The 20,162-nt window shown below is 35.5% G+C and carries 17 protein-coding genes; 1 reads left to right on the plus strand and 16 read right to left on the minus strand.

Annotation, left to right across the window (positions count from 1 at the left end; all coding sequences use genetic code 11):
* Positions 1 to 257 precede the first annotated feature (257 nt).
* From F5ESL0246_RS08265 to F5ESL0246_RS05965, 16 genes are all read right to left on the minus strand, one after another.
* The gene (locus tag F5ESL0246_RS08265) at positions 258 to 506 is read right to left on the minus strand and encodes a hypothetical protein (RefSeq protein ID WP_158593159.1); all 249 of its coding nucleotides are present in this window, start codon (positions 504 to 506) and stop codon (positions 258 to 260) included.
* A 440-nt stretch (positions 507 to 946) separates the two neighbouring features.
* Positions 947 to 2,305, minus strand: a complete 1,359-nt coding sequence (locus F5ESL0246_RS05895) for a DEAD/DEAH box helicase (RefSeq protein WP_122018610.1) — start codon at positions 2,303 to 2,305, stop codon at positions 947 to 949.
* The gene (locus tag F5ESL0246_RS05900) at positions 2,298 to 3,254 is read right to left on the minus strand and encodes a bifunctional oligoribonuclease/PAP phosphatase NrnA (RefSeq protein ID WP_122018613.1); all 957 of its coding nucleotides are present in this window, start codon (positions 3,252 to 3,254) and stop codon (positions 2,298 to 2,300) included. The genes F5ESL0246_RS05895 and F5ESL0246_RS05900 overlap by 8 nt, the downstream gene beginning before the upstream one ends.
* A gap of 55 nt (positions 3,255 to 3,309) precedes the next feature.
* The gene (dinB, locus tag F5ESL0246_RS05905; protein WP_122018751.1) at positions 3,310 to 4,440 is read right to left on the minus strand and encodes a DNA polymerase IV; all 1,131 of its coding nucleotides are present in this window, start codon (positions 4,438 to 4,440) and stop codon (positions 3,310 to 3,312) included.
* Entirely contained in the window at positions 4,433 to 5,881 is a 1,449-nt protein-coding gene (zwf, locus tag F5ESL0246_RS05910) for a glucose-6-phosphate dehydrogenase (RefSeq protein ID WP_122018615.1), read from the minus strand. The genes dinB and zwf overlap by 8 nt, the downstream gene beginning before the upstream one ends.
* Before the next feature lie 132 nt (positions 5,882 to 6,013).
* A complete protein-coding gene (yajC, locus tag F5ESL0246_RS05915; protein WP_122018617.1) occupies positions 6,014 to 6,436 on the minus strand; it encodes a preprotein translocase subunit YajC in 423 nt (140 codons plus the stop codon).
* 65 nt (positions 6,437 to 6,501) lie between these two features.
* A complete protein-coding gene (gene ruvB, locus F5ESL0246_RS05920) occupies positions 6,502 to 7,515 on the minus strand; it encodes a Holliday junction branch migration DNA helicase RuvB (protein ID WP_122018619.1) in 1,014 nt (337 codons plus the stop codon).
* 44 nt (positions 7,516 to 7,559) lie between these two features.
* Positions 7,560 to 8,144 carry a Holliday junction branch migration protein RuvA gene (gene ruvA / locus F5ESL0246_RS05925; protein ID WP_122018621.1) on the minus strand — a complete coding sequence of 195 codons (585 nt, stop codon included), beginning with the start codon at positions 8,142 to 8,144 and terminating at the stop codon, positions 7,560 to 7,562.
* A 3-nt stretch (positions 8,145 to 8,147) separates the two neighbouring features.
* The gene (gene mutL, locus F5ESL0246_RS05930) at positions 8,148 to 10,031 is read right to left on the minus strand and encodes a DNA mismatch repair endonuclease MutL (protein WP_122018623.1); all 1,884 of its coding nucleotides are present in this window, start codon (positions 10,029 to 10,031) and stop codon (positions 8,148 to 8,150) included.
* Positions 10,032 to 10,033: 2 nt separating this feature from the next.
* Positions 10,034 to 12,616 (minus strand): DNA mismatch repair protein MutS, encoded by a 2,583-nt coding sequence (gene mutS, locus F5ESL0246_RS05935; RefSeq protein ID WP_122018753.1) that lies wholly within the window; start codon positions 12,614 to 12,616, stop codon positions 10,034 to 10,036.
* 155 nt (positions 12,617 to 12,771) lie between these two features.
* A complete protein-coding gene (pcp, locus tag F5ESL0246_RS05940) occupies positions 12,772 to 13,419 on the minus strand; it encodes a pyroglutamyl-peptidase I (RefSeq protein ID WP_122018625.1) in 648 nt (215 codons plus the stop codon).
* 21 nt (positions 13,420 to 13,440) lie between these two features.
* Positions 13,441 to 14,364, minus strand: coding sequence for a DUF979 domain-containing protein (locus F5ESL0246_RS05945; RefSeq protein WP_122018627.1), 924 nt, complete (start codon positions 14,362 to 14,364; stop codon positions 13,441 to 13,443).
* Entirely contained in the window at positions 14,365 to 15,027 is a 663-nt protein-coding gene (locus F5ESL0246_RS05950) for a DUF969 domain-containing protein (RefSeq protein WP_122018630.1), read from the minus strand. It abuts the gene before it with no gap.
* A gap of 156 nt (positions 15,028 to 15,183) precedes the next feature.
* Positions 15,184 to 16,815 (minus strand): chaperonin GroEL, encoded by a 1,632-nt coding sequence (groL, locus tag F5ESL0246_RS05955; protein ID WP_122018632.1) that lies wholly within the window; start codon positions 16,813 to 16,815, stop codon positions 15,184 to 15,186.
* Positions 16,816 to 16,831: 16 nt separating this feature from the next.
* Positions 16,832 to 17,116 (minus strand): co-chaperone GroES, encoded by a 285-nt coding sequence (groES, locus tag F5ESL0246_RS05960; RefSeq protein ID WP_122018634.1) that lies wholly within the window; start codon positions 17,114 to 17,116, stop codon positions 16,832 to 16,834.
* Positions 17,117 to 17,290: 174 nt separating this feature from the next.
* Positions 17,291 to 17,935 carry a redox-sensing transcriptional repressor Rex gene (locus F5ESL0246_RS05965; protein WP_122018636.1) on the minus strand — a complete coding sequence of 215 codons (645 nt, stop codon included), beginning with the start codon at positions 17,933 to 17,935 and terminating at the stop codon, positions 17,291 to 17,293.
* 281 nt (positions 17,936 to 18,216) lie between these two features.
* On the opposite strand from F5ESL0246_RS05965, the gene F5ESL0246_RS05970 reads away from it, so the two are divergent.
* Positions 18,217 to 20,127, plus strand: a complete 1,911-nt coding sequence (locus F5ESL0246_RS05970; RefSeq protein WP_122018638.1) for an ABC-F family ATP-binding cassette domain-containing protein — start codon at positions 18,217 to 18,219, stop codon at positions 20,125 to 20,127.
* Positions 20,128 to 20,162: the final 35 nt, after the last annotated feature.

Below are 20,162 nucleotides of genomic sequence, written 5' to 3' on the forward strand. Positions count from 1 at the left end.
ATTTATCAGATCTTGTTCTCTTTGTCAAGAACTTTTTTCTGTCCGCTCTCTGCTCTTTCAAGCAGCAACGTTTATCATCTTACTAAATCAGCTTTCCTTTGTCAAGCTTTTCTTTCAAATGTTTTTTGTCCTCTTCGCTTCTGTCTCTTTGACTTTCGCCCGACGACAGTTATTTATATTAGCAACCTTTTTCTTCTTTTGCAAGCTTTTTTGAAAAAAATAATTTTATTCAATTTTAGTTTAAATGAGTATTGAACTTAGAACTGTTTTGTTGGCTCTTCAACCTGTTTTAGCAGCAGATATATACACTGATAAATATCACGAATATCATTTTTACATTCATTTAAGACCCAGTTCAAAACAATTGCATAAATGCCATTTGAAACTAATTCGATTTTTCTAACTGAAAATGCTCCTCTTGGTCGCATATAAAGTTCAATTGCATGCGCTAATTCTTTATTTAAAACCTGATAAAATTCTCGCAAATCTTTTGCAATTGTTAGCATGTTTAAGTAGAAAAATTTATTCTCGCGAATTTTTATGAGCATTCTATAAAACATCTTTCCAATACTTTCGTTTTTGGTAGAACGCAAAGTTCTCCTTATCTCGATTATCATTACCGATAAAAATAGATCACTAATATTTCGATAGTACTGATAAAATACTCCCCGGTTAATACTTGCAGCTTGACAGAATTCTAATACGGTATATTTATGCACGATTTGCTCTGATAAACACTGCTTTAGAATTTTTTCCGCCCTAATTGTTAACAATTTTAATTCACCTCTTAATTAAATTCTGATAAATAAAATATAACAGTTATATCGCTTTCAAACAATAAAAAATACCAAAAAAAACAATTATTTTAATTCACAATATATAAATATAAGGTTATAAATTTATAAGAAAAAAACAAAACTGAAGATTTCAGTTTTGTTTTAAGTATTTATTTTCGATCACGCCGCTTTTTTCGTTGCGCTTTTTCTTTACGCATTTTATGACGTTGCTCAATTTTATTTTTCTGCGCTTTATCCTGCTGAATTGCCCGCTTTATTTTCTTTTTATATCCTGGCTTACGTTTCTTTTTTGTTTTTTTAACAAAACCTTTCATATTCGGATCAAGGGTATGACTAGAAAATTTGACAGTATCTCGACGGTGATAATGTTTACGCGAAACCAATTCTCCGTTTTTGATTTCAACAAAATCAAAGTGGATTCCCATTTGTTCTAACGAAGTAATCCGTGTCATTTCTTCTTCACGAATTAGTGTTACAGCATGACCTGTCATTTTATTACGCCCAGTTCTGCCAATGCGATGAACTACAAATTCCAAATTTCGTGGAATCTCATAGTTAACAACCAGACTAACCCCATCAATATCTAATCCGCGAGCGGCTAAATCTGTTGCAACAACGTATTGATACTGGCCATTTTCTACTTCACGTAAAGTTCGCTTACGTTCACGTTCAGTTATTCCACCGTGAATTTTAGCAACCTTTAATCCTTCTTCTTGTAAATACTGTGTTAATTCATCAACGTTCTGTTTCGTATTAGCAAATATTAAGGCCAAATATGGTTGTCCCATAGTCAATAATTGATATAAAAGCCGCTTACGACTTTTACTACCAATATCAATTAAGTCATTTTTAACCGTAGGCGAAATAACTAACGGATTGTCTATTACAATTTGTTCTGGTTTCGCCATGTACTTGCGCAAAAAATTAGATAATTTAACTGGAATTGTAGCAGAAAAGGCGGCTAGTGTCGTATTTTTAGGAAGCCTTTGAATAATAAAGTCAATATCACTTAGAAAACCCATATCCAGAGTCATATCAGCTTCGTCAATGATTAAATCTTTGACATAATCTAAGTATAAAATCTTTTTCTCAACAAAATCGTGCAAACGACCTGGGGTAGCAATTACAACTTGTGGCTTTTGGTTATTCAACTTTTTAAGTTGCCGTTCTCGGTCACTGCCACCTACCAAGTTAGCAATTGAAATCTGTAAATTAGCAGCATCCCGCAACTGACGTGCTACTTGATACAATTGCTCCGCTAATTCTCGACTCGGTGCTGTCAAAATAGCTTGAGTATAGGGCGTTTCAGAAGCAATATCATTTAAAACAGGTATTAGAAAAGAATGCGTCTTTCCTGAACCAGTCACAGCTTGAACGACAGCATTTTTATGAGCTAAAAGAATGGGAATTACTTTTTCTTGTACTTTAGTTGGTTCAGTAAAATCAATTTTGGTTAAGCCAGTTCTTATAGCTGGTTTAAGTTGTTCATCTTTAAAAATATTATTCATGCGATTTTTGATATTCCTTAGTTACTTGTACCAATTCAGCAAAGATTTGTTCAACTTCTACTAAATTTTTTGCATTGGCGCCACTGGCAAGAGCATGGCCACCACCATTATGTTTAGCGGCAAGGCCATTAATTATTGGCCCCTTTGAACGATAATGCACTCTAAACGTTCCGTCTGACTTTTCAACAAAAACATTCCAAGCAAGAATGTCTTTAATTCGACCTGGGGTTGATACAGTGCACGATGCTTCTTCAGAATCAACCCCAAGTTTTGACAACTTTTCTTGTGTTAAGATTGCATATGCTGCTCCACTTGGATCGACTTTCATATGTTCCAAGACTTCTGCCTGCAGCTTTGCCTGAGCAAAAGTAACGTCACTAATATTGCGGGCAATTTCATTAATATTGATTCCAGTTTGCGCCAATTTAGCCGCTACAAAAAAAGTATGCTTAGAGGTTTCAGGATACATAAAGCGTCCCGTATCTCCCACAATGCCAGCATATAATGGGTATGCTACTTCCTTAGTTAATGGAAGATGCTTTTCAATAATAAAATCTGCAACAATTTGCGAAGCCGCTGGTGCCTCATCATCAACATAGCTTAAATCAGCATATGGCTCAACATCTGGATGATGATCAATTTTAATTAAAAAGTCCCCTTGACTATATAGTTTATTTGCAATTCGTGCTGTATTAGCCGTATCAGTTGTAATAACCAATGCACCTTGATAATCTGATGACTTGACTTGATCCATCTGATTAATCCATTCCAAATCACCTTCGTCATTTTCACCAGCACACAGGATACGTTTCTCAGGAAATTGGAGACGTAATGACCGAGCTAGTCCCGCTTGAGAACCCAATGCATCAGGATCTGGACTTGTATGGCGATGAAAAATGATTGTTGAATATTGTTCTATTTTTTCGTATATTTGCGAAAAGGTATTCATTAATTTTCTCCTTCAAATTTTTTAAAATTCTTTATTAGTTTAACAAAAAAGAGCTTCAATCAGAAAAGAGCTTCAGATCTATATTAGTAAATTCGGCTTCTGCAAAATCGGTTGCAGTTACTCCCAGTAACCTAATACCATCGCTCAAAAATTGAGCAGAAACTGTTTCAAACAAATATCTTGCAGCCTCATAAATTTCAAGCGAAGAGTTAGTTGCATGGCTTAATTTTCGTCTTTTAGTGATCGTTTCAAAAGCATTATTACGAATTTTGATAACAATTGTTTTGGCAAATAAGTTATGCTCTTGTAGTTTATCAGCTAACATACTTACGTACTTGCGGATATTGGTTAAAGCCAATTGTTCATCGTAAACACAAGGCTCATAAGTTCGTTCAATTCCAATTGACTTACGCATATGCTCATCATCTGGAATAACACGAGATAAATCTATTCCATTAGCATGCTCAGCCATAATATAACCCATCCGGTTAAAATGCTTGAGTAGGCTACGAACGCTCATTTGTTGTAATTCTCTTCCTGTATACACACCCAATTTTGCAAGTTTAAGTTGTGTTTTTGGACCAATACCATGAAATTTATTTATCTTTTGTTGAGCAATAAATTCTAGGGCTTCATTTGGCAAAATAGCAGTCCTACCAAAAGGTTTAGCATATTCTGAACCCATTTTGGCTAAAAATTTATTATAACTTACCCCAAATGAACAATTGAGCCCAACTTCTTGATAAATTCGGGTCTGTAACTGAAGCGCAATTTTTACACCAGAAGTTATTCCTAATTTATTTGTTGTAACATCTAAATACGCCTCATCTAAGGCAATTGATTGAACAGTATCTGTAATATCATGCATTATTTCATGAATTTCGGATGAAACTTGGCGATATTTAGAAAAATTTGGCGGTAAAAAGACTATTTTTTCTGCAGGGATTAATCGTAATGCCTTAATTGAAGACATCGCAGAATGAACACCAAATTTACGTGCGCAATAATTAGCAGTTGCCACTACCCCATGGCCATTATTTTGACGTGGATCCTGTCCAATTATTAAGGCTTTGTTTTTTAAATCCGGATTATCACGGGTCTCAACTGCAGCGTAAAAAGCATCCATATCAATATGAATAATTTTTCGACTCGTATCATTACGCGGAAGTAGGTCATAATTATTCATAAATCCAATGTTCGATAGCCGATTCAAAGATCTGGTCTGCTTCTTTTGGTCCCATTCTGTACGGTATATATTGGACCGGAGTTTGCCCATTATCATTATCTTTTTGCCAAGCTGCCTCGATAGCATCAATAAATTTCCAATAATTTTTCAATTCACTCCAATGAGTAAAATTGGTTGAATCATTAACAAAGACATCGTGCAACAACCGCTCATAACCATCTGGTATTTTGTCTTGCTCTTCTTGAGAAAATAGATAACTTAAATTTTCACGCCGAATTCCCGGCTGGCTAATTTTTTTACCATTAATCGTAATATAAATTTTCATATCAGGATCAACAACAATCGAAATATTATTAGAATGAGCCTGCCCGTATAAATTGGACATATGCTTTAAAACAATATCAATTTGTGTTTTCTTTTCACGCATTTCCTTACCAGTCCTAAAGTAAATTGGCATTCCTGCTAAAGGTCCTTGTTCAAATTTTACTTCGCCAGCAACAAAAGTTTCAGTCTTTGAGTTGGTGTCAACATTAGGCTCTTCACGATAGCCAAAAGTCATATCACTACCAAGATACTGGCCACGTACAAAATGCTGATCAATCTCTTCTTTAGAAGGAACAATCAAACTTTCAAGAAGCTTTTGTTTTGCCGCATGAATACTTTGAGCAGTTAAATCTTTAGGTTCAGGCATAGCCAAAAGCGTGATAATTTGAAAAATATGATTTTGAACCATATCACGAAGAGCTCCTGAAGTATCATAATAACCGCCTCGTGCTTCAACTCCAAGACGTTCTGACAAAGTTATTTGAATATTCTTAATCGTGTCTTTATTCCAGACATTTTTAATTAACGGATTGGTTAAGCGCATTGGCAAAATATTCTGAATCATTTCTTTACCAAGATAATGATCAATTCTAAAAATATCATCTTCATCAAATGAAGCGGTGATTTGCCGGTTAAGTTCTTCAGCAGAAACCAAATCATGACCAAAAGGCTTTTCCACCACAATTCGATTAAACCCAGTACTCGTTAAATTTTGATCATTAATGTGTTCGGCGATTGTTCCAAAAAAGTGTGGTGCCATTGCCATGTAAAATATCCGGTTACCCTGAGCACTATAACGTGCATCAAGATCCTCAGCCAAATTTTTCAAAGTTTCATAATGCTCAATATTAGTTACATCATGAGATTGATAATAAAAATGACTAGCGAAAGCGGCTAAATCATTTTCATCTACACTGTCATGTGTTTCATGAATAGCATCAACAACTTGTTCTTGTAAATATTTATGCGACCACGGTCGCCGAGCCGTTCCGATCACCGCAAAATTGTCATGGATCAAGTTCTGCTCATATAAATTAAATAATGCTGGATAGAGTTTCCTATGTGCTAAATCACCACTACCACCAAAAATAATCATAACAACTGGAATGTTTTTCATAAGAGTTCCTCTCAATTACTTACTTTGTATTAACTTTATTCTATAATAATTTATTTGCAAACTTTAGTTTTTAGCAATTGGTTATTAAATTCTCTTAAAAGAAAAAGTGCCCGATAGGCACTTTATTTATTATTATTTTTCCGAAGTCGAATCATTATTTTCACTAGAATTTTCTTCTTTTGCTGTTTTAACCGGTTGATTTTCGGTAGCATCTTCTGCCGGTTTCTCAAGTGTCTTAGTAGTTGTACCATTATCTTTCATTGGTATAATCTGTTGAACAGCCATTCGACTAAAGGTTAAATAAATTCCATCGGCATCAACTATTACAGTCTTATCTTCGGTATTAACAGAATCAATCTTACCATGCAAACCATCAATCAGGATAACATTATCCCCTTTTTTCAACTGATTCATCATTTCGGCTTTTTTCTGTTGTTGCTTTTTTTGCGGCTTAATCATCATAAAATAAGTTAAAGCAATAATTAAAACAAACGTAATAATAATCATCATATTATTACTACCACCATTATTAGCTGCTAAAAATAAAGTATTCATGTTTACACCCCATCATTTTCAAATTAACAATCACTTAATTATACAGAAAATAAGTCAGATTTGCACTATTCATGTGGGATTGGCAATCCCAACTGCAAATATGCCTTTTCCGTAACCATTCGACCGCGCGGCGTCATTATTAAAAAGCCATGTTGCAACAGATATGGCTCGTATAATGACTGTATTGTCTCAAAATCTTCTCCTGTATTAGCAGCCAATGTCCGAATACCTACCGGACCACCTTGATAATTTTCAATAATTACCCGTAAAATCTTCCGATCTGTCTGGTCAAGACCTTCATCATCTACTTGAAGTTGCTGCAATGTGTTTTTAGTTGTTGCGAAAGAAATTATTTTTTCTCCCTTGACCTGAGCAAAATCTCGCACTCGTTTAAGTAGTCGATTAGCTATCCGCGGTGTTCCTCGTGAACGACGAGCTAGTTCATGTGCTGCTTCTGGTTCAATTTTAATATTAAAGACATTACTAGAACGCAAAACAATTTTTTGCAATTCATCAGCGCTATAGTACTGCAAATGTTCAACAATTCCAAAACGATCACGTAAAGGTGCAGATAATTGCCCTGCTAGTGTCGTTGCACCTACTAAAGTAAACGGTGGCAAGGGAACATGAACCGCATGGGTAGTTTGACCTTCACCAATCACAATATCTACATAATAGTCTTCCATTGCTGAGTACAAAACTTCCTCGATCGGCTTTGCTAACCGATGAATTTCATCAATAAATAAGATATCGCCCGGATTAAGATCAGTCAGCAAGGCAACCAAGTCACCAGCCTTTTCAATTGCAGGACCACTTGTACTTTTAAGATGAACCCCTAACTCATTAGCAATAACGAAAGCTAATGTCGTTTTCCCAAGACCTGGTGGTCCATAAAGCAGAACATGGTCAAGCGATTCATCCCGCTTTTTAGCCGCTTCAATATAAACCGCCAATTCCTTTTTAACTCGCTGTTGTCCCAAATATTCACTCAACTTTTGCGGTCTTAGCGAAAATTCTGTCTGCTGTTCCTGCGTTCCTTGAATTTTACCCGAAACAATTTGATCTTCCTTATCTGCCACCGGTCTCACTTCCCTTTTAACACACTTTTTTATTATAGCAATAATCAACGCTTTAATAGAAGCGCCAAGCCTTTTTTGATATATTGATCAGCAGTTGTCTCAGCTAAATCATCTAATTTTGGCGCAATTCGATCAACTTCCTTTTTCGTGTAGCCTAAAGCTAGTAATGCTAGCAGTGCATCATTTAACTCTGGTGAAACATTTTGACCTATAGGTTTATTGACCTGCTGTACATAATCACCTAATTTTCCTTTTAAATCAAGGACGATTTGAGAAGCGGTTTTTTTACCCACACCTGGAAAGCGTGTCAAATATTTGACTTCTCCTTGCTCAATTGCTTCTGCTAAAGAATTACTATCCTCTGCCGCCATAATTGCTAAAGCTGATTTGGGACCAATACCACTAACACTCAATAATTTCAAAAATAAACCCTTGTCTTCTTCTGTTCGAAAGCCATAAAGCGTTATAGCCGTATCACGCACACTTTGTTCAATGAAGATTTTAGCTTTTTGACCTTCTTGATATTCAAGAGGTGTCGGACTATATACTTTATACCCAATACCATTAACTTCAATGACAAGGTAGTTAGGCTTAGTAACAGTAATGATGCCTATTAAATACTCATACATTAATTATTCATCCTTTTTAAACATTTTGCGTAATTCATTTTTTCGTAAACGAATAAGAACAACATTACCTTTAGCATCGTGGTACGGATCCTCTATTTTCCGTAATTTAGTCAAAATATCCTTACATTCTAGATTACTTAACTGCTCTTTGCCTACAACAACTTGTTGAGCTTGATTTGCTGCAATTCGGTCGATTAATTTAGTTGAATTATTTTGATCAACATTTAAGTAGTAATCAAGAATTGTGCGTATTTCCTTTTCCGAATCATCCTGTAACCAGGTCGGAGTTGTACGCAAAATAAAAGTATTTTGACCAAAATCTTCTAAAAAAATTCCTATTTTTTTTATTTCCGTTAGTTTAGAACTTATTTGAATAAATTCTAAATTACCAAAATTTAGAATTAATGGTGTCAGCAAAGTTTGTTGAGCAATCTTTTGTTTTACAAGTGCACTCTTAATTTTCTCAAAGCATAACAATCGCCTTGCTGCCACCTGGTCAATCAAATATAAATCTCCCTTGTTACTGGCAATAAGATAGGTGCCAGCTTTTCCTACGAATTCTAAGTTAGGTAGACTATTAGTTAGAACGTCATCTCCAGTTGAGGTAAGTTTTTCAGTAATCACTCGCTTAGAAAAGGGTCGTAACCGTTTTTGAATAGCCACATTTTGGGACCAGCTTTTAGAAATTACATAATAATCATCTTCACGTGGAATACTTAGATCAACATAGTGCATCACTTGTGGAGATTTAATTGTTAGTGGCTGACTTTCTTGCACCTCATCCTCAATTTGGGACCTACGCTTAGTTTCAACTACATCTTTATTTAAATCAAACTTTAATTGATCAATTAAAGTTTCAGTTTTAACAGAAGATAAATTACCAAGCCCATCTGCTTGAGCATCTTTTTGCAAAAGCACTTTACTAATAGTACTTGTAATTAGTCGACTTAATTGTGTCTCTTTTGATAACCGCACTTCTCGCTTTGTTGGATGAACATTCACATCTACTAGAAATGGATCAACCACTATTTTAATTACTGCAATTGGATAGTGCCTATCTGTCAAGTTAGCACCATAGCCACTCATTACCGCCTTAGCTAATTGATAATTATTAATATACCGACCATTAAGTAAAATCGAAATGAAATTACGCGTTGAACGGGTTAATTCTGGTTTAGAAATAAGTCCAGAAATTGTAAAATCTTGGTCACTCCCCTTGATTAACAACATCTTTTCAGCAATTTCTCGACCATAAACACTTGCAACAGTTTGTTTAAGAACCTTGTTACCCGCAGTTTTAAGTAAAATACGTTTTTCGCTTTTTAATGTTAGAGCTATTTGAGGGTAACCTAGAGCAATTCGATTAATAATATCAACAATTTTCATGATTTCAGTTCTAGGACTACGTAAGTATTTTAACCGAGCCGGTGTGTTATAAAACAAATCGCTAACAGTAATTCGGGTACCTAAAGGTGCTGCAGCATCTTCTTGAGTTTTTTTAATACCAGCATCAAATACGGCCCGTTTGCCCACCATATTTTCGGTTTTTGTTAATACTTCAACATGGCTAACTGCTGCAATCGAAGCTAAGGCTTCTCCACGAAAACCAAGTGTATCAACATTAAACAGATCATGTTCATTTTCAATTTTACTTGTTGCATGCCTTGTAAATGCCAAATCAAGTTGGTTACCAGCAATTCCTGTTCCATTATCTTGAACTACAATCTTCTTTAGTCCAGCATCTAAAAATTCTATTTGGATACGATCACTACCAGCATCAATCGAATTTTCAACTAATTCTTTAACAACACTTGCTGGTCTCTCAATAACTTCACCAGCGGCAATTTGATTAGCTAAATTCTCAGATAACTCATGAATTTCTGCCATAATTAGTCTTCATCCTTCAAGTCTTCCTGCCAATTTTTAACAAGTTGCATTACTTCTAGCGGTGTTTTATCATTCAAATAAAGATTAGCAATTTCATGTAAAATTTCTTGTTTTTTATTAGGCAATTGTTTTTCACTGCTAGATATATCTGGATCATAATTTAAAGATGGATCAGTTGGGGTGATTTTAAATAATTCCAACTGCTTTGCACTAGAATCCAAGCCACTACCCTGTTCTTCTAAATGTTGTAACAATTCTTGTGCTTTATGCAAAACTTTATGTGGTAATCCTGCAAGTTGAGCAACGTGGATTCCATAACTTTGATCAGCAGGTCCGGGTAAAATTTGGTGAAGAAAAATCAATTTACCATTTTCTTGAGTTGCACCAACATGGATATTTTTTAAATGTGGTAATGTTTGTGCCATAGCAGTTAACTCATGAAAATGTGTCGCAAATAAAACTTTTGCTCCTACTTCATCATGTAAGTACTGTACAATTGCGCCCGCTAAGGCCATTCCATCATAGGTTGCTGTTCCTCGTCCAATTTCATCAAATAAAACAAGACTACGTTTAGTTGCATGCTGAAGTGCATCGTTGGCTTCAGTCATTTCAACCATAAACGTACTTTGTCCTGAAATCAAATCATCTGCAGCACCAATGCGAGTGAAAATTTGATCAAATATTGGCAATTCTGCTTTTTCAGCTGGAACAAAAGAACCTATTTGTGCCATCACTGCAATTAATGCCATCTGTCTCATATAAGTGCTTTTACCAGACATATTAGGACCAGTAATCAAAAAGATATCGGTTCCTTTATCTAATTTAACATCATTAGGAATGTAAGCATCCGTTCTCATTACCTTTTCAACAACTGGATGACGTCCTAATTTAATTTCAATATCTTGAGAATTACTATGAAAGTGTGGCCGACAATAATTATTTTCTTCAGCAATCTGAGCAAAAGAACAAAAAACATCTAAAGCAGCAATTTGGCTTGCTAATGACTGTAATGCCGAAATATATTTCTTAACTTCCTCACGTAATTTGACAAACAAGTCGTATTCCAAATCGGTAGACTTAGTCTGTGCCTCAAGAATCAAATTTTCATGCTCTTTTAGTTCAGGTGTGATATAGCGTTCGGCATTCGCCAGCGTTTGTTTACGTGTATAGCGATCAAGCGGTACCTTATTTTTATTAGAGTTAGTGATTTGTATATAATATCCAAAAACCTTATTATACCCGACCTTAAGATTTTCAATTCCAGTTTTCTTACGCTCACTTTTTTCCATTTCAGTTAGCCACTTTTTACCGTTATTCATTGCATCACGATAGCGATCCAGCTGTTGATCAACACCTGATTTAATCAAACCACCTTCTGTTGTTAGTACTGGTGGCTGATCGACTAAAGTCGCGGTAATTAATTTCGCTACTCCCTTTAATGGATCAATTTTTTGGGCAAATTGTTGTAAAGATTTGCTATTAGACTTAGCCAAAGTAGTAAGAATAGTTGGTACTGCTTCAAGTGAATGGGCTAATTGCAGAAGTTCTCGCGCATTTACATTACCAAAGGCAATACGTCCACTCAAGCGTTCTAAGTCATATACTCCCTTTAACGCGTCAATCACGTTTTCTCGAATAAAATATTCATCTAATAGCGACTGCACCATTTCTTGACGCTTATTAAGCTGTTCAACTGAAAGAAGTGGTCTTGCTAACCACTGTTTGAGTAACCGTCCACCCATTGCTGTATGGGTTTTATCAAGTACCCAGAATAATGAACCCATTTTTTTACCAGTTTTAGCAGAAACAGTTAATTCAAGATTATCGCGTACAGTGTGTGACATTTGCAAATATTGGCTCACTTCATAGCTTTGAGCTACCTGCAAATGCGATAAACTACGGCGTTGGGTTTGCAATAAGTATTTCACTAATTGCTCAACTGCTGCTTTTTCAGCAGGATCTGTTAGTTTCTGCTCCGCAAATGAGACTTCGGCATGTTGTTCTTTTACTTGTGCTGGCTCAGAGACAGTAATATTTGCCTTGTGCAAAAAGTCACTAGTTTGACTATTTAAATGGCCAGCATATACCATTTCCTTAGTCCTTAAAGTTAATAACTCATTTGAAACTGCAGCAAAACTTTTTAAGTGTGTAGCAAAAATTTCACCTGTAGATAAATCACTGTAGGCCAACCCAAAAGAATTTTGGGTACTGACAAGAGACGTTAAATAATTAGCATCCTTAGCATCACTTGGTTTGTCGTTCATCAATGTTCCTGGAGTCACCAACTGAATGATTCCCCGTTTTACCATTCCCTTAGCTTGTTTGGGATCTTCTAGCTGCTCACAAAGGGCTACCTTGTAACCTTTTTCCACAAGCGTATCAACATACGAATTCACTGCCACATGTGGCACACCAGCCATAGGAATTGGATGAGCTGACTTATTGGAACGATGAGTCAGAGTTAATTCTAAGATTTGAGCCCCCTTAACAGCATCATCTTCAAACAATTCATAAAAATCACCGACGCGATAAAATAGAAAAGCATCGGGATATTGCTTCTTGATTTCATAATATTGCTCCATCATCGGAGTGGTATTTGCGTTAGCCATTTATACCTCTTCTTCTGTTTCATTACTGTTACCTATTATACGCTAATCGAGAATACAAAAGAAAAAAGACCGTAAGTAAACGATCTTTTTATAATTTTAAGCTTAGCCTCCATGTACAATGCTTAGCTTAATCAGGCAATATGCCCTTCAATTGTCCTAATATCCTCTTTACCATCCATTTGAACAATTGCCTTAATTGCTGCTGTGATTCCGCGAACATCATCTTTTAAACTTAAACTTGGAGTTTCTGGTAAAGCCACAACCTGCTCTGGTAAATAGGGAATATGCATAAAGCCAGCTTTAAGCTGTGGAAATTCCTTATCAATCATGTACTGAACTTGATACATAATATGATTGCAAACAAAAGTACCAGCTGTTGTAGAAACATAACTTGGAATACCAACACTCCGAATTTCACGTACCATAGCTTTAACAGGTAATTGGGTAAAGTAGGCATTTTTACCGTTTGCCTGAATTGGCATAGCAATTGGTTGATAGCCTTTATTATCAGCAATTCGACCGTCATCAAAATTAATCGCAACCCGCTCAGGAGTTAAGCCGTATCGTCCTCCTGCCTGACCAATATTCAAAACATAATCTGGATCTTCTTCAACAATTGCGTCATGCACGACTTTAGCACATTCATTAAAGATTGTCGGTATCTCAAGTTTTACAATTTTCGCATCAGCAATTTTATCATCCAAACGTTTAACAGCCTCAATAGCAGGATTGATTTTATCAGTACCAAATGGATCAAAACCTGTAACTAAAATTTTCATTGTTCTCTCCTCAATTAATCACTAAAATGCTAGAAAATACATCAAAATAATTTGAATGATTAACATACTAATTGCAATTGGCAATTGCTGCTTAATTACTCCTAATTGATCTTTCATTTCCATTAAAGCAACTGGTAAAGTGTTAAAATTAGCCGCCATTGGAGTTACCAAAGTTCCACAATAGCCAGAAGTCATCCCTAAAGCTGCAACCACTACTGGCGAACCACCTTGAGCAACAACAAAAGGAATTCCAATTCCAGCCGTAATCACAGCGAATGCAGCAAATGCATTACCCATTATTGCTGTAAATATAGCCATTGCCACGCAGTAAAGACAAACTCCTAACAAATGATTACCAATTGGGAATAAACCTGAGATCGCTTTAGCAGTAGTTTCGCCCACTCCTGAAGCGGTAAAGACAACCCCAAGTGTTGCTAATAATTGTGGCAAAATCCCAGCAGAGCCTACTGAACGAACCATTCGCTGAGAATCCTCATAAGCAGTTTTAACATCTGACTTAGTTAGTATCATCGCCACAATTAATGACACAATTGCAGCGATTCCAATGCCAACTTGACCTCCTAAGTTTGTATATTGTGCAATTGCTAAGGCTAAGATCGCAAGCAAAATGCTTGGCAGAAAAATCCAATTGCCGATTCGTTTTACAGTATCAGCCGCAACTTTTTCGTTAAGCTCTTTAATATGACCAACACGAACTTGCTTAAATAATGAAAGCAAAGCGATGAAGATAATTAATCCACCACTCACTTCACTTGGTAACCATTGACCAAGGCAAAAGAGAACAGCAAACAAAAACCAAAATAAGCCTGTACCCCAGCGCACTTGATTTGTTTGATCACGCCACGATTCTATTGCTGCTGCCAAAAAGAACAGACCAATTAAAATATAGAAAGCCAATAAAAGATTGTTAATCAATGTTACCATTTATTTCTCCTTCTTTATTTTTTGATCAAACATGTGATTATAGAATAAGCACAAGAGATAACAAATTACAGCAACAGGAATCGTATATAATACAACTCCCGATGGCGTAATCGGATGCCCCAACGATTTCATTGTACTAGAAATCAAGAGAACACTTGAAGACGCCACAAATAAGTTTTGAGCAAAAAAGTTACCAAAATTTTCATTAGCTGCAGCTCTTGCCTTAATCTGATCAATCTCTAGTTCTGTTAATTCATGATTTACCTTACCAGCAGCTTGTGCCATAGGATTAATCAAAGGTGCAATAAACTGAACATGTCCTTGCAATGTGATACCAAAGATGCATGCAATTTCTCTTATTGCCAAATAAATATCGAATATTCGACCTGGGGTTAAATTTTTCATTTTTTGAATTAAATTGACAGCTGCTTTCTTAAGACCATGTCTTTCCAATATACCAATTGTTGGCAATGTTAAGAAAAAGAGTGAGACCATACGGTTATCCATAAACCCTTTTCCTAAAATCCGCAAGAACGAAACAAAATCAATTCCGGAAACCAAGGCAGTTACTAGAGCAGCGATTACGACCACACCCACTGTATCTAGTCCAATAGCAAATCCCAGTACAATTACTAGAACACCAATTAAATTTAAAAATTCCATAAAATTCCCTTTCATTAAAAAATAATATTAATTTAAAATACTAATATTATTATTTTTTGTCAAATTAGGTCTTGTTCTGGTTATCATTAGCTACTTCAAAAAAAAAGAACTGCTCACTTCAAATGAACAGTCTTTTTAAAGATAAGCATATTTAAATTACATCATACCAGGAGCACCAGCACCAGCTGCGGCATTTGGATCAACTGCTGGCTTATCTTCAGGAATTTCGGCTACTACTGCTTCAGTAGTCAACAGTAAAGCAGCAATTGAAGCTGCATTTTGTAAAGCAGTACGAGTTACCTTGGTTGGGTCAATAATTCCGGCCTCAACCATGTTTTCCCAGTTACCGTCAGCTGCATTATAGCCTACTTCCATCTCTTGACTTTCAAGTTTGTTCAAAATGACAGAACCATCTTCACCAGCATTTTCAGCAATTTGACGAACTGGAGCAGTCAAAGCACGAAGAACAATATTAATACCAGTTTGTTCGTCAGCATTATCACCTTTCAAATCTTTAACTGCACCCTTAACATCTACTAAAGCAGTACCACCACCGGCAACATAGCCTTCGTCAACAGCAGCACGTGTTGAGTTCAAGGCATCTTCAATTCGGTATCTGCGTTCCTTTAATTCGGTTTCAGTAGCAGCACCAACGTGAATAACAGCTACACCACCAGTTAATTTAGCAAGGCGTTCTTGTAATTTTTGTTTGTCAAAGTCAGAAGTTGTTTCAGCAATTTGCTTTCTAATTGAATCTTCACGATCCTTAATTGCCTCATCTGAACCAGAACCATCAACAATAGTAGTTGAATCTTTGGTTATAGTAATGCGACGAGCTTGACCTAATTGTTCAAGCTTAGTGTCCTTTAATTCAAGACCAAGGTCTTCTGTAATCACTGTACCGCCAGTTAAAGCTGCGATGTCTTGCAATTGTTCTTTACGACGATCACCGAAGCCAGGAGCCTTAACAGCAACAACATTGAAAGTACCACGAATCTTGTTCAAAACAAGCGTTGGTAAAGCTTCTCCGGAAACATCATCAGCAATAATCAATAATGACTTACCTTGTTGAACGATTTCTTGTAATAGCGGCAAAATATCTTGAATGTTAGAAATCTTCTTATCGGTAATTAAAACGTAAGGATTATCCAAATCAGCTTCCATCTTATCGTTGTCAGTTACCATGTATTGTGACAAATATCCACGGTCGAATTGCATTCCTTCAACTACTGATAATTCGGTTTCAATTCCACGAGAATCTTCAATAGTAATAACACCATCATTACCAACTTTTTCCATAGCGTCAGCAATTAAATCACCTACTTCTTTTGAGGCAGATGAAACGGCAGCAACTTGAGCGATCTGTTCTTTAGAAGAAACAGTATGACTAATCTTATGTAATTCGTCAACAACTGCTTTAGTAGCTTTTTCAATTCCTCGACGAACTCCAACTGGATTTGCACCAGCAGTTACGTTCTTCATTCCTTCACGAATAATGGCTTGAGTCAAAACAACTGCAGTTGTAGTACCATCACCAGCAATATCATTGGTCTTTTGAGCAGCTTCTGCTACCAATTTTGCACCCATGTTTTCATAGTGATCTTTGAGTTCAATTGCCTTTGCAATTGTTACTCCATCATTAGTAATGTCAGGGTTACCATATGATTGCTCTAAAACAATGTTTCTTCCTTTTGGACCAATCGTTGCCTTAACTGTATCAGCTAATTTATCAACACCCTTTAATAAGGAACGTCTTGCATTTTCTGAAAATTTAATATCTTTTGCCATTTTATCCACCCCTTAATTACTTAACAATTGCTAAAATATCTTTTTCATGAAGGACTAAGTATTTTTCGCCTTCATACTTAACGTCAGTTCCAGAATACTTGTCGTATAAAACAATGTTACCTTTAGTTACAGTCATTGGAATCTTGTTACCATTTTCGGCATAACTACCTTCGCCTACGGCAACAACTTCGCCTTCAGTTGGTTTTTGTTTAGCGTTAGAAGCAAGGACGATTCCGCCTACAGTTTTTTCTTCTTCTTCTTTAACTTTTACGATCACGCGATCACCTATTGGTTGTAACACGTTTGTCCCTCCTAAATTTTAATTAAAATCATTATTAGCCGTTAGCACTCTTATCAACCAAGTGCTAACTTACAAATATGATAATAACTCCTTTACAAATAAATTGCAAGAAAAAATTAGCACTTTACGTAAAAAAGTGCTAATTTCTTATAGATTAGAATGCCTCTCTAACTTTTAATTTGTTTGCTTATTCTTATCGCTATCAAGGAAATAAATTAAAGTTTGTAACTCTGTTGCTAAATCAACATTTTGAATTCTGATTCCACTTGGAGCAGACAAACGAATTGGAGTAAAATTCATAATTCCCTTAATACCTGCTTCAACCATTTCATCGGCTGTTTTTTGTGCAGTTGTGGAAGGAACCGTTAAAATAGCGATCGTTATTTGTTGGTCACTTAATTGCTTCTGTAATTCATCCATTCGATACACTGGTACTCCACTTAATATCTTACCTGTGATTTTTTCATCAATATCAAAAGCGCACGAAATTCGGATATTATTACTACGTTTAAAATTGTAGTTAAGTAAAGCATGACCAAGATTACCCACTCCAACCAAGGCTACATTGGTTAACGTATCTTGATTCAAAATTTTCTTAAAAAAAGATAGTAAGCTTTTCACATCATAACCATAACCACGTTTACCTAGAGCACCAAAATACGAAAAATCGCGTCTAATTGATGCACTATCAACTTGAACCGCTTCGGATAACTCAGTTGATGAAACTTTTTCTTTCCCCGCTTCATTTAAAATTATTAAATATCGATAATAAAGCGGCAGTCTTTTAGCTGTCGCTGTGGGAATTTTGATCTTTTCCATAAAAAGCCTCCAACTTTATTATTTCTTGCACCTGTTTTGTGAATTAATCATCAATTAATATTATTTTACCTATAAATTTGCTTAAGTTGCAAATATTTTTTTCACAATGTACCAAATTTTAACACAACAAAGACAACTTTACTATGCGAATATAAGTAATTAACACAAATTTTTGTTATTTTTGTTTTATTACTTATAAAAAAGTTGTAAATTTTAAAAGTCATTTTTGCAGTCCACTGTATCTGCTTTTCATATGCTAAAATAGACTTTAGGTGAAAAATATGATAATAGCACAAGGACACAATTTAGAAAAACAATTTGGTGCCAACACTTTATTTAGCAATGTTAATTTTTCAATTGACGCAAATGCGCGAATTGGTTTAGTAGGCCCAAATGGTGTGGGAAAAACCACCCTTCTTAAAATAATGATGGGCAAAGAAGAACCAACTCATGGCGAATTTATCATTAATAAGGAGATTGAAGTTGGCTACATTGCACAAGAAAATAGTTTAAACGAAGATAAAACCATCTGGGATGAAATGCTTAGTGTTTTTACTTCATTAATTAATATGGAAACTCAAATTCAAAAATTACAGCAAAAAATTGCTGAACATCCGCAAGATAAAAAATTGCTAAAAAATTATGATCAGCTGCAATTTGATTTTGAACAACAAGGTGGCTATACCTTTCAAGCAGAGATCAAAACTGTTTTAAATGGGTTCAATTTCCCACAAGCAACATGGGCAAAAATTATCGGCAGTCTTTCTGGGGGTGAAAAAACCCGTTTAGCTTTAGTTAAATTACTCTTACATAAGCCACCACTATTACTACTCGATGAGCCAACTAACTATTTAGACCTAAACACGCTAGATTGGCTAGAAGCATTTCTTAAAGGATACAATGGTGCAATTTTAGTGGTTTCACATGACCAGTACTTTCTGGATCATTTGACCAATCAAATCTTTGAATTACAATTTGGAAAATTAACAACCTTCAAAGGTAATTACTCTGATTACGTAAAGCAGCGTCAATTAAGGGATCGTCAGCAAGAAGAAGCATACGAAAAACAACAAGAAAAAATCAAAAAAGACGAAGAATTTATCCAAAAAAATATCGTCAGGGCTACAACTACTAAAAGAGCCCAGAGCAGGCGTAAGCAACTCGAAAAAATTGATCGCATTACTCCACCAAAACATAAAAATAAAGTCAAAATTAATTTCAAAAGTGATCATCCCTCTGGTAAAGAGGTTTTGATTTTGCGCGATTTAACAATTGGTTATCCTGATAAAATTATGGTAAATAATATTAATCTACAAGTTAACAAAGGGGATCGAGTTGCAGTTATCGGACCTAACGGAATTGGTAAATCTACTTTACTTAAAACTATTATGAAAAAATTACAACCTAAAATGGGTACTATTAAATATGGTGCATCGCTTGATATCGGTTATTATGATCAAGAATTACAATTACTTGATTCTAGTAAAACTGTGCTTGATACTATTTGGGATCGTCACAAAATGATGCCAGAACGGGATGTTAGGTCAGTATTAGCTAGTTTTCTGTTTACAGCAAAAGATATTGATAAAACTGTCGGGCAACTCTCTGGTGGGCAAAAAGCAAGATTAACCCTAACCGTTTTGTCTCTAGAACATAATAATTTTTTATTGATGGATGAGCCAACTAACCATCTAGATTTAGAAGCCAAAGAAGTACTTGAACAGGCTTTACAAAAGTTCGATGGTACCTTACTATTTGTCTCTCACGACCGCTACTTTATTAATCAATTAGCCAATAAGATTGTTGAAGTTAATCCTCAACAAGCAACAGTCTATGAAGGAGATTACACTTATTATTTAGATAAAAAAAATAAGCAACTTACCACAACCAAAATTGTGCCTAAGCTAGACAATGAAGACGCACAAAAAGCCACTAAATTATCTTACCAGGAGCAAAAAGTAAAAGACTCACAAAAGCGTAAGCTACAGCGACAGGTTGAAGAAATTGAAGTTGAAATTGATAATTTAGAAAGACAACAGAAAACAATTCAGAGCGAAATGGCTGATCCGCTAATTGCAACTGACTTTAGCAAACTTGGACCTTTACAAGAAGACTTATCAGCAATTCAAACTGAACTAACTAAAACGAATGAGAAATGGGAAAATATCATGATCGAGCTTGACAACTTTTAACGTTAATATTAAAAAAAGTTGACTTCTTTAATAAA

Origin of the sequence: Lactobacillus sp. ESL0246 (assembly GCF_003692965.1) — a bacterium.
In the GTDB taxonomy this organism is placed as follows: Bacteria; Bacillota; Bacilli; order Lactobacillales; family Lactobacillaceae; genus Lactobacillus.

Excerpts from the sequence above, each read along its gene's own strand:
- F5ESL0246_RS08265 (WP_158593159.1), bottom strand. The coding sequence starts at position 506 with ATGCTAACAATTGCAAAAGATTTGCGAGAATTTTATCAGGTTTTAAAT.
- F5ESL0246_RS05895 (WP_122018610.1), bottom strand. The coding sequence starts at position 2,305 with ATGAATAATATTTTTAAAGATGAACAACTTAAACCAGCTATAAGAACT.
- F5ESL0246_RS05900 (WP_122018613.1), bottom strand. The coding sequence starts at position 3,254 with ATGAATACCTTTTCGCAAATATACGAAAAAATAGAACAATATTCAACA.
- dinB (WP_122018751.1), bottom strand. The coding sequence starts at position 4,440 with ATGAATAATTATGACCTACTTCCGCGTAATGATACGAGTCGAAAAATT.
- zwf (WP_122018615.1), bottom strand. The coding sequence starts at position 5,881 with ATGAAAAACATTCCAGTTGTTATGATTATTTTTGGTGGTAGTGGTGAT.
- yajC (WP_122018617.1), bottom strand. The coding sequence starts at position 6,436 with ATGAATACTTTATTTTTAGCAGCTAATAATGGTGGTAGTAATAATATG.
- ruvA (WP_122018621.1), bottom strand. The coding sequence starts at position 8,144 with ATGTATGAGTATTTAATAGGCATCATTACTGTTACTAAGCCTAACTAC.
- mutL (WP_122018623.1), bottom strand. The coding sequence starts at position 10,031 with ATGGCAGAAATTCATGAGTTATCTGAGAATTTAGCTAATCAAATTGCC.
- mutS (WP_122018753.1), bottom strand. The coding sequence starts at position 12,616 with ATGATGGAGCAATATTATGAAATCAAGAAGCAATATCCCGATGCTTTT.
- pcp (WP_122018625.1), bottom strand. The coding sequence starts at position 13,419 with ATGAAAATTTTAGTTACAGGTTTTGATCCATTTGGTACTGATAAAATC.
- F5ESL0246_RS05945 (WP_122018627.1), bottom strand. The coding sequence starts at position 14,364 with ATGGTAACATTGATTAACAATCTTTTATTGGCTTTCTATATTTTAATT.
- F5ESL0246_RS05950 (WP_122018630.1), bottom strand. The coding sequence starts at position 15,027 with ATGGAATTTTTAAATTTAATTGGTGTTCTAGTAATTGTACTGGGATTT.
- groL (WP_122018632.1), bottom strand. The coding sequence starts at position 16,815 with ATGGCAAAAGATATTAAATTTTCAGAAAATGCAAGACGTTCCTTATTA.
- F5ESL0246_RS05965 (WP_122018636.1), bottom strand. The coding sequence starts at position 17,935 with ATGGAAAAGATCAAAATTCCCACAGCGACAGCTAAAAGACTGCCGCTT.
- F5ESL0246_RS05970 (WP_122018638.1), top strand. The coding sequence starts at position 18,217 with ATGATAATAGCACAAGGACACAATTTAGAAAAACAATTTGGTGCCAAC.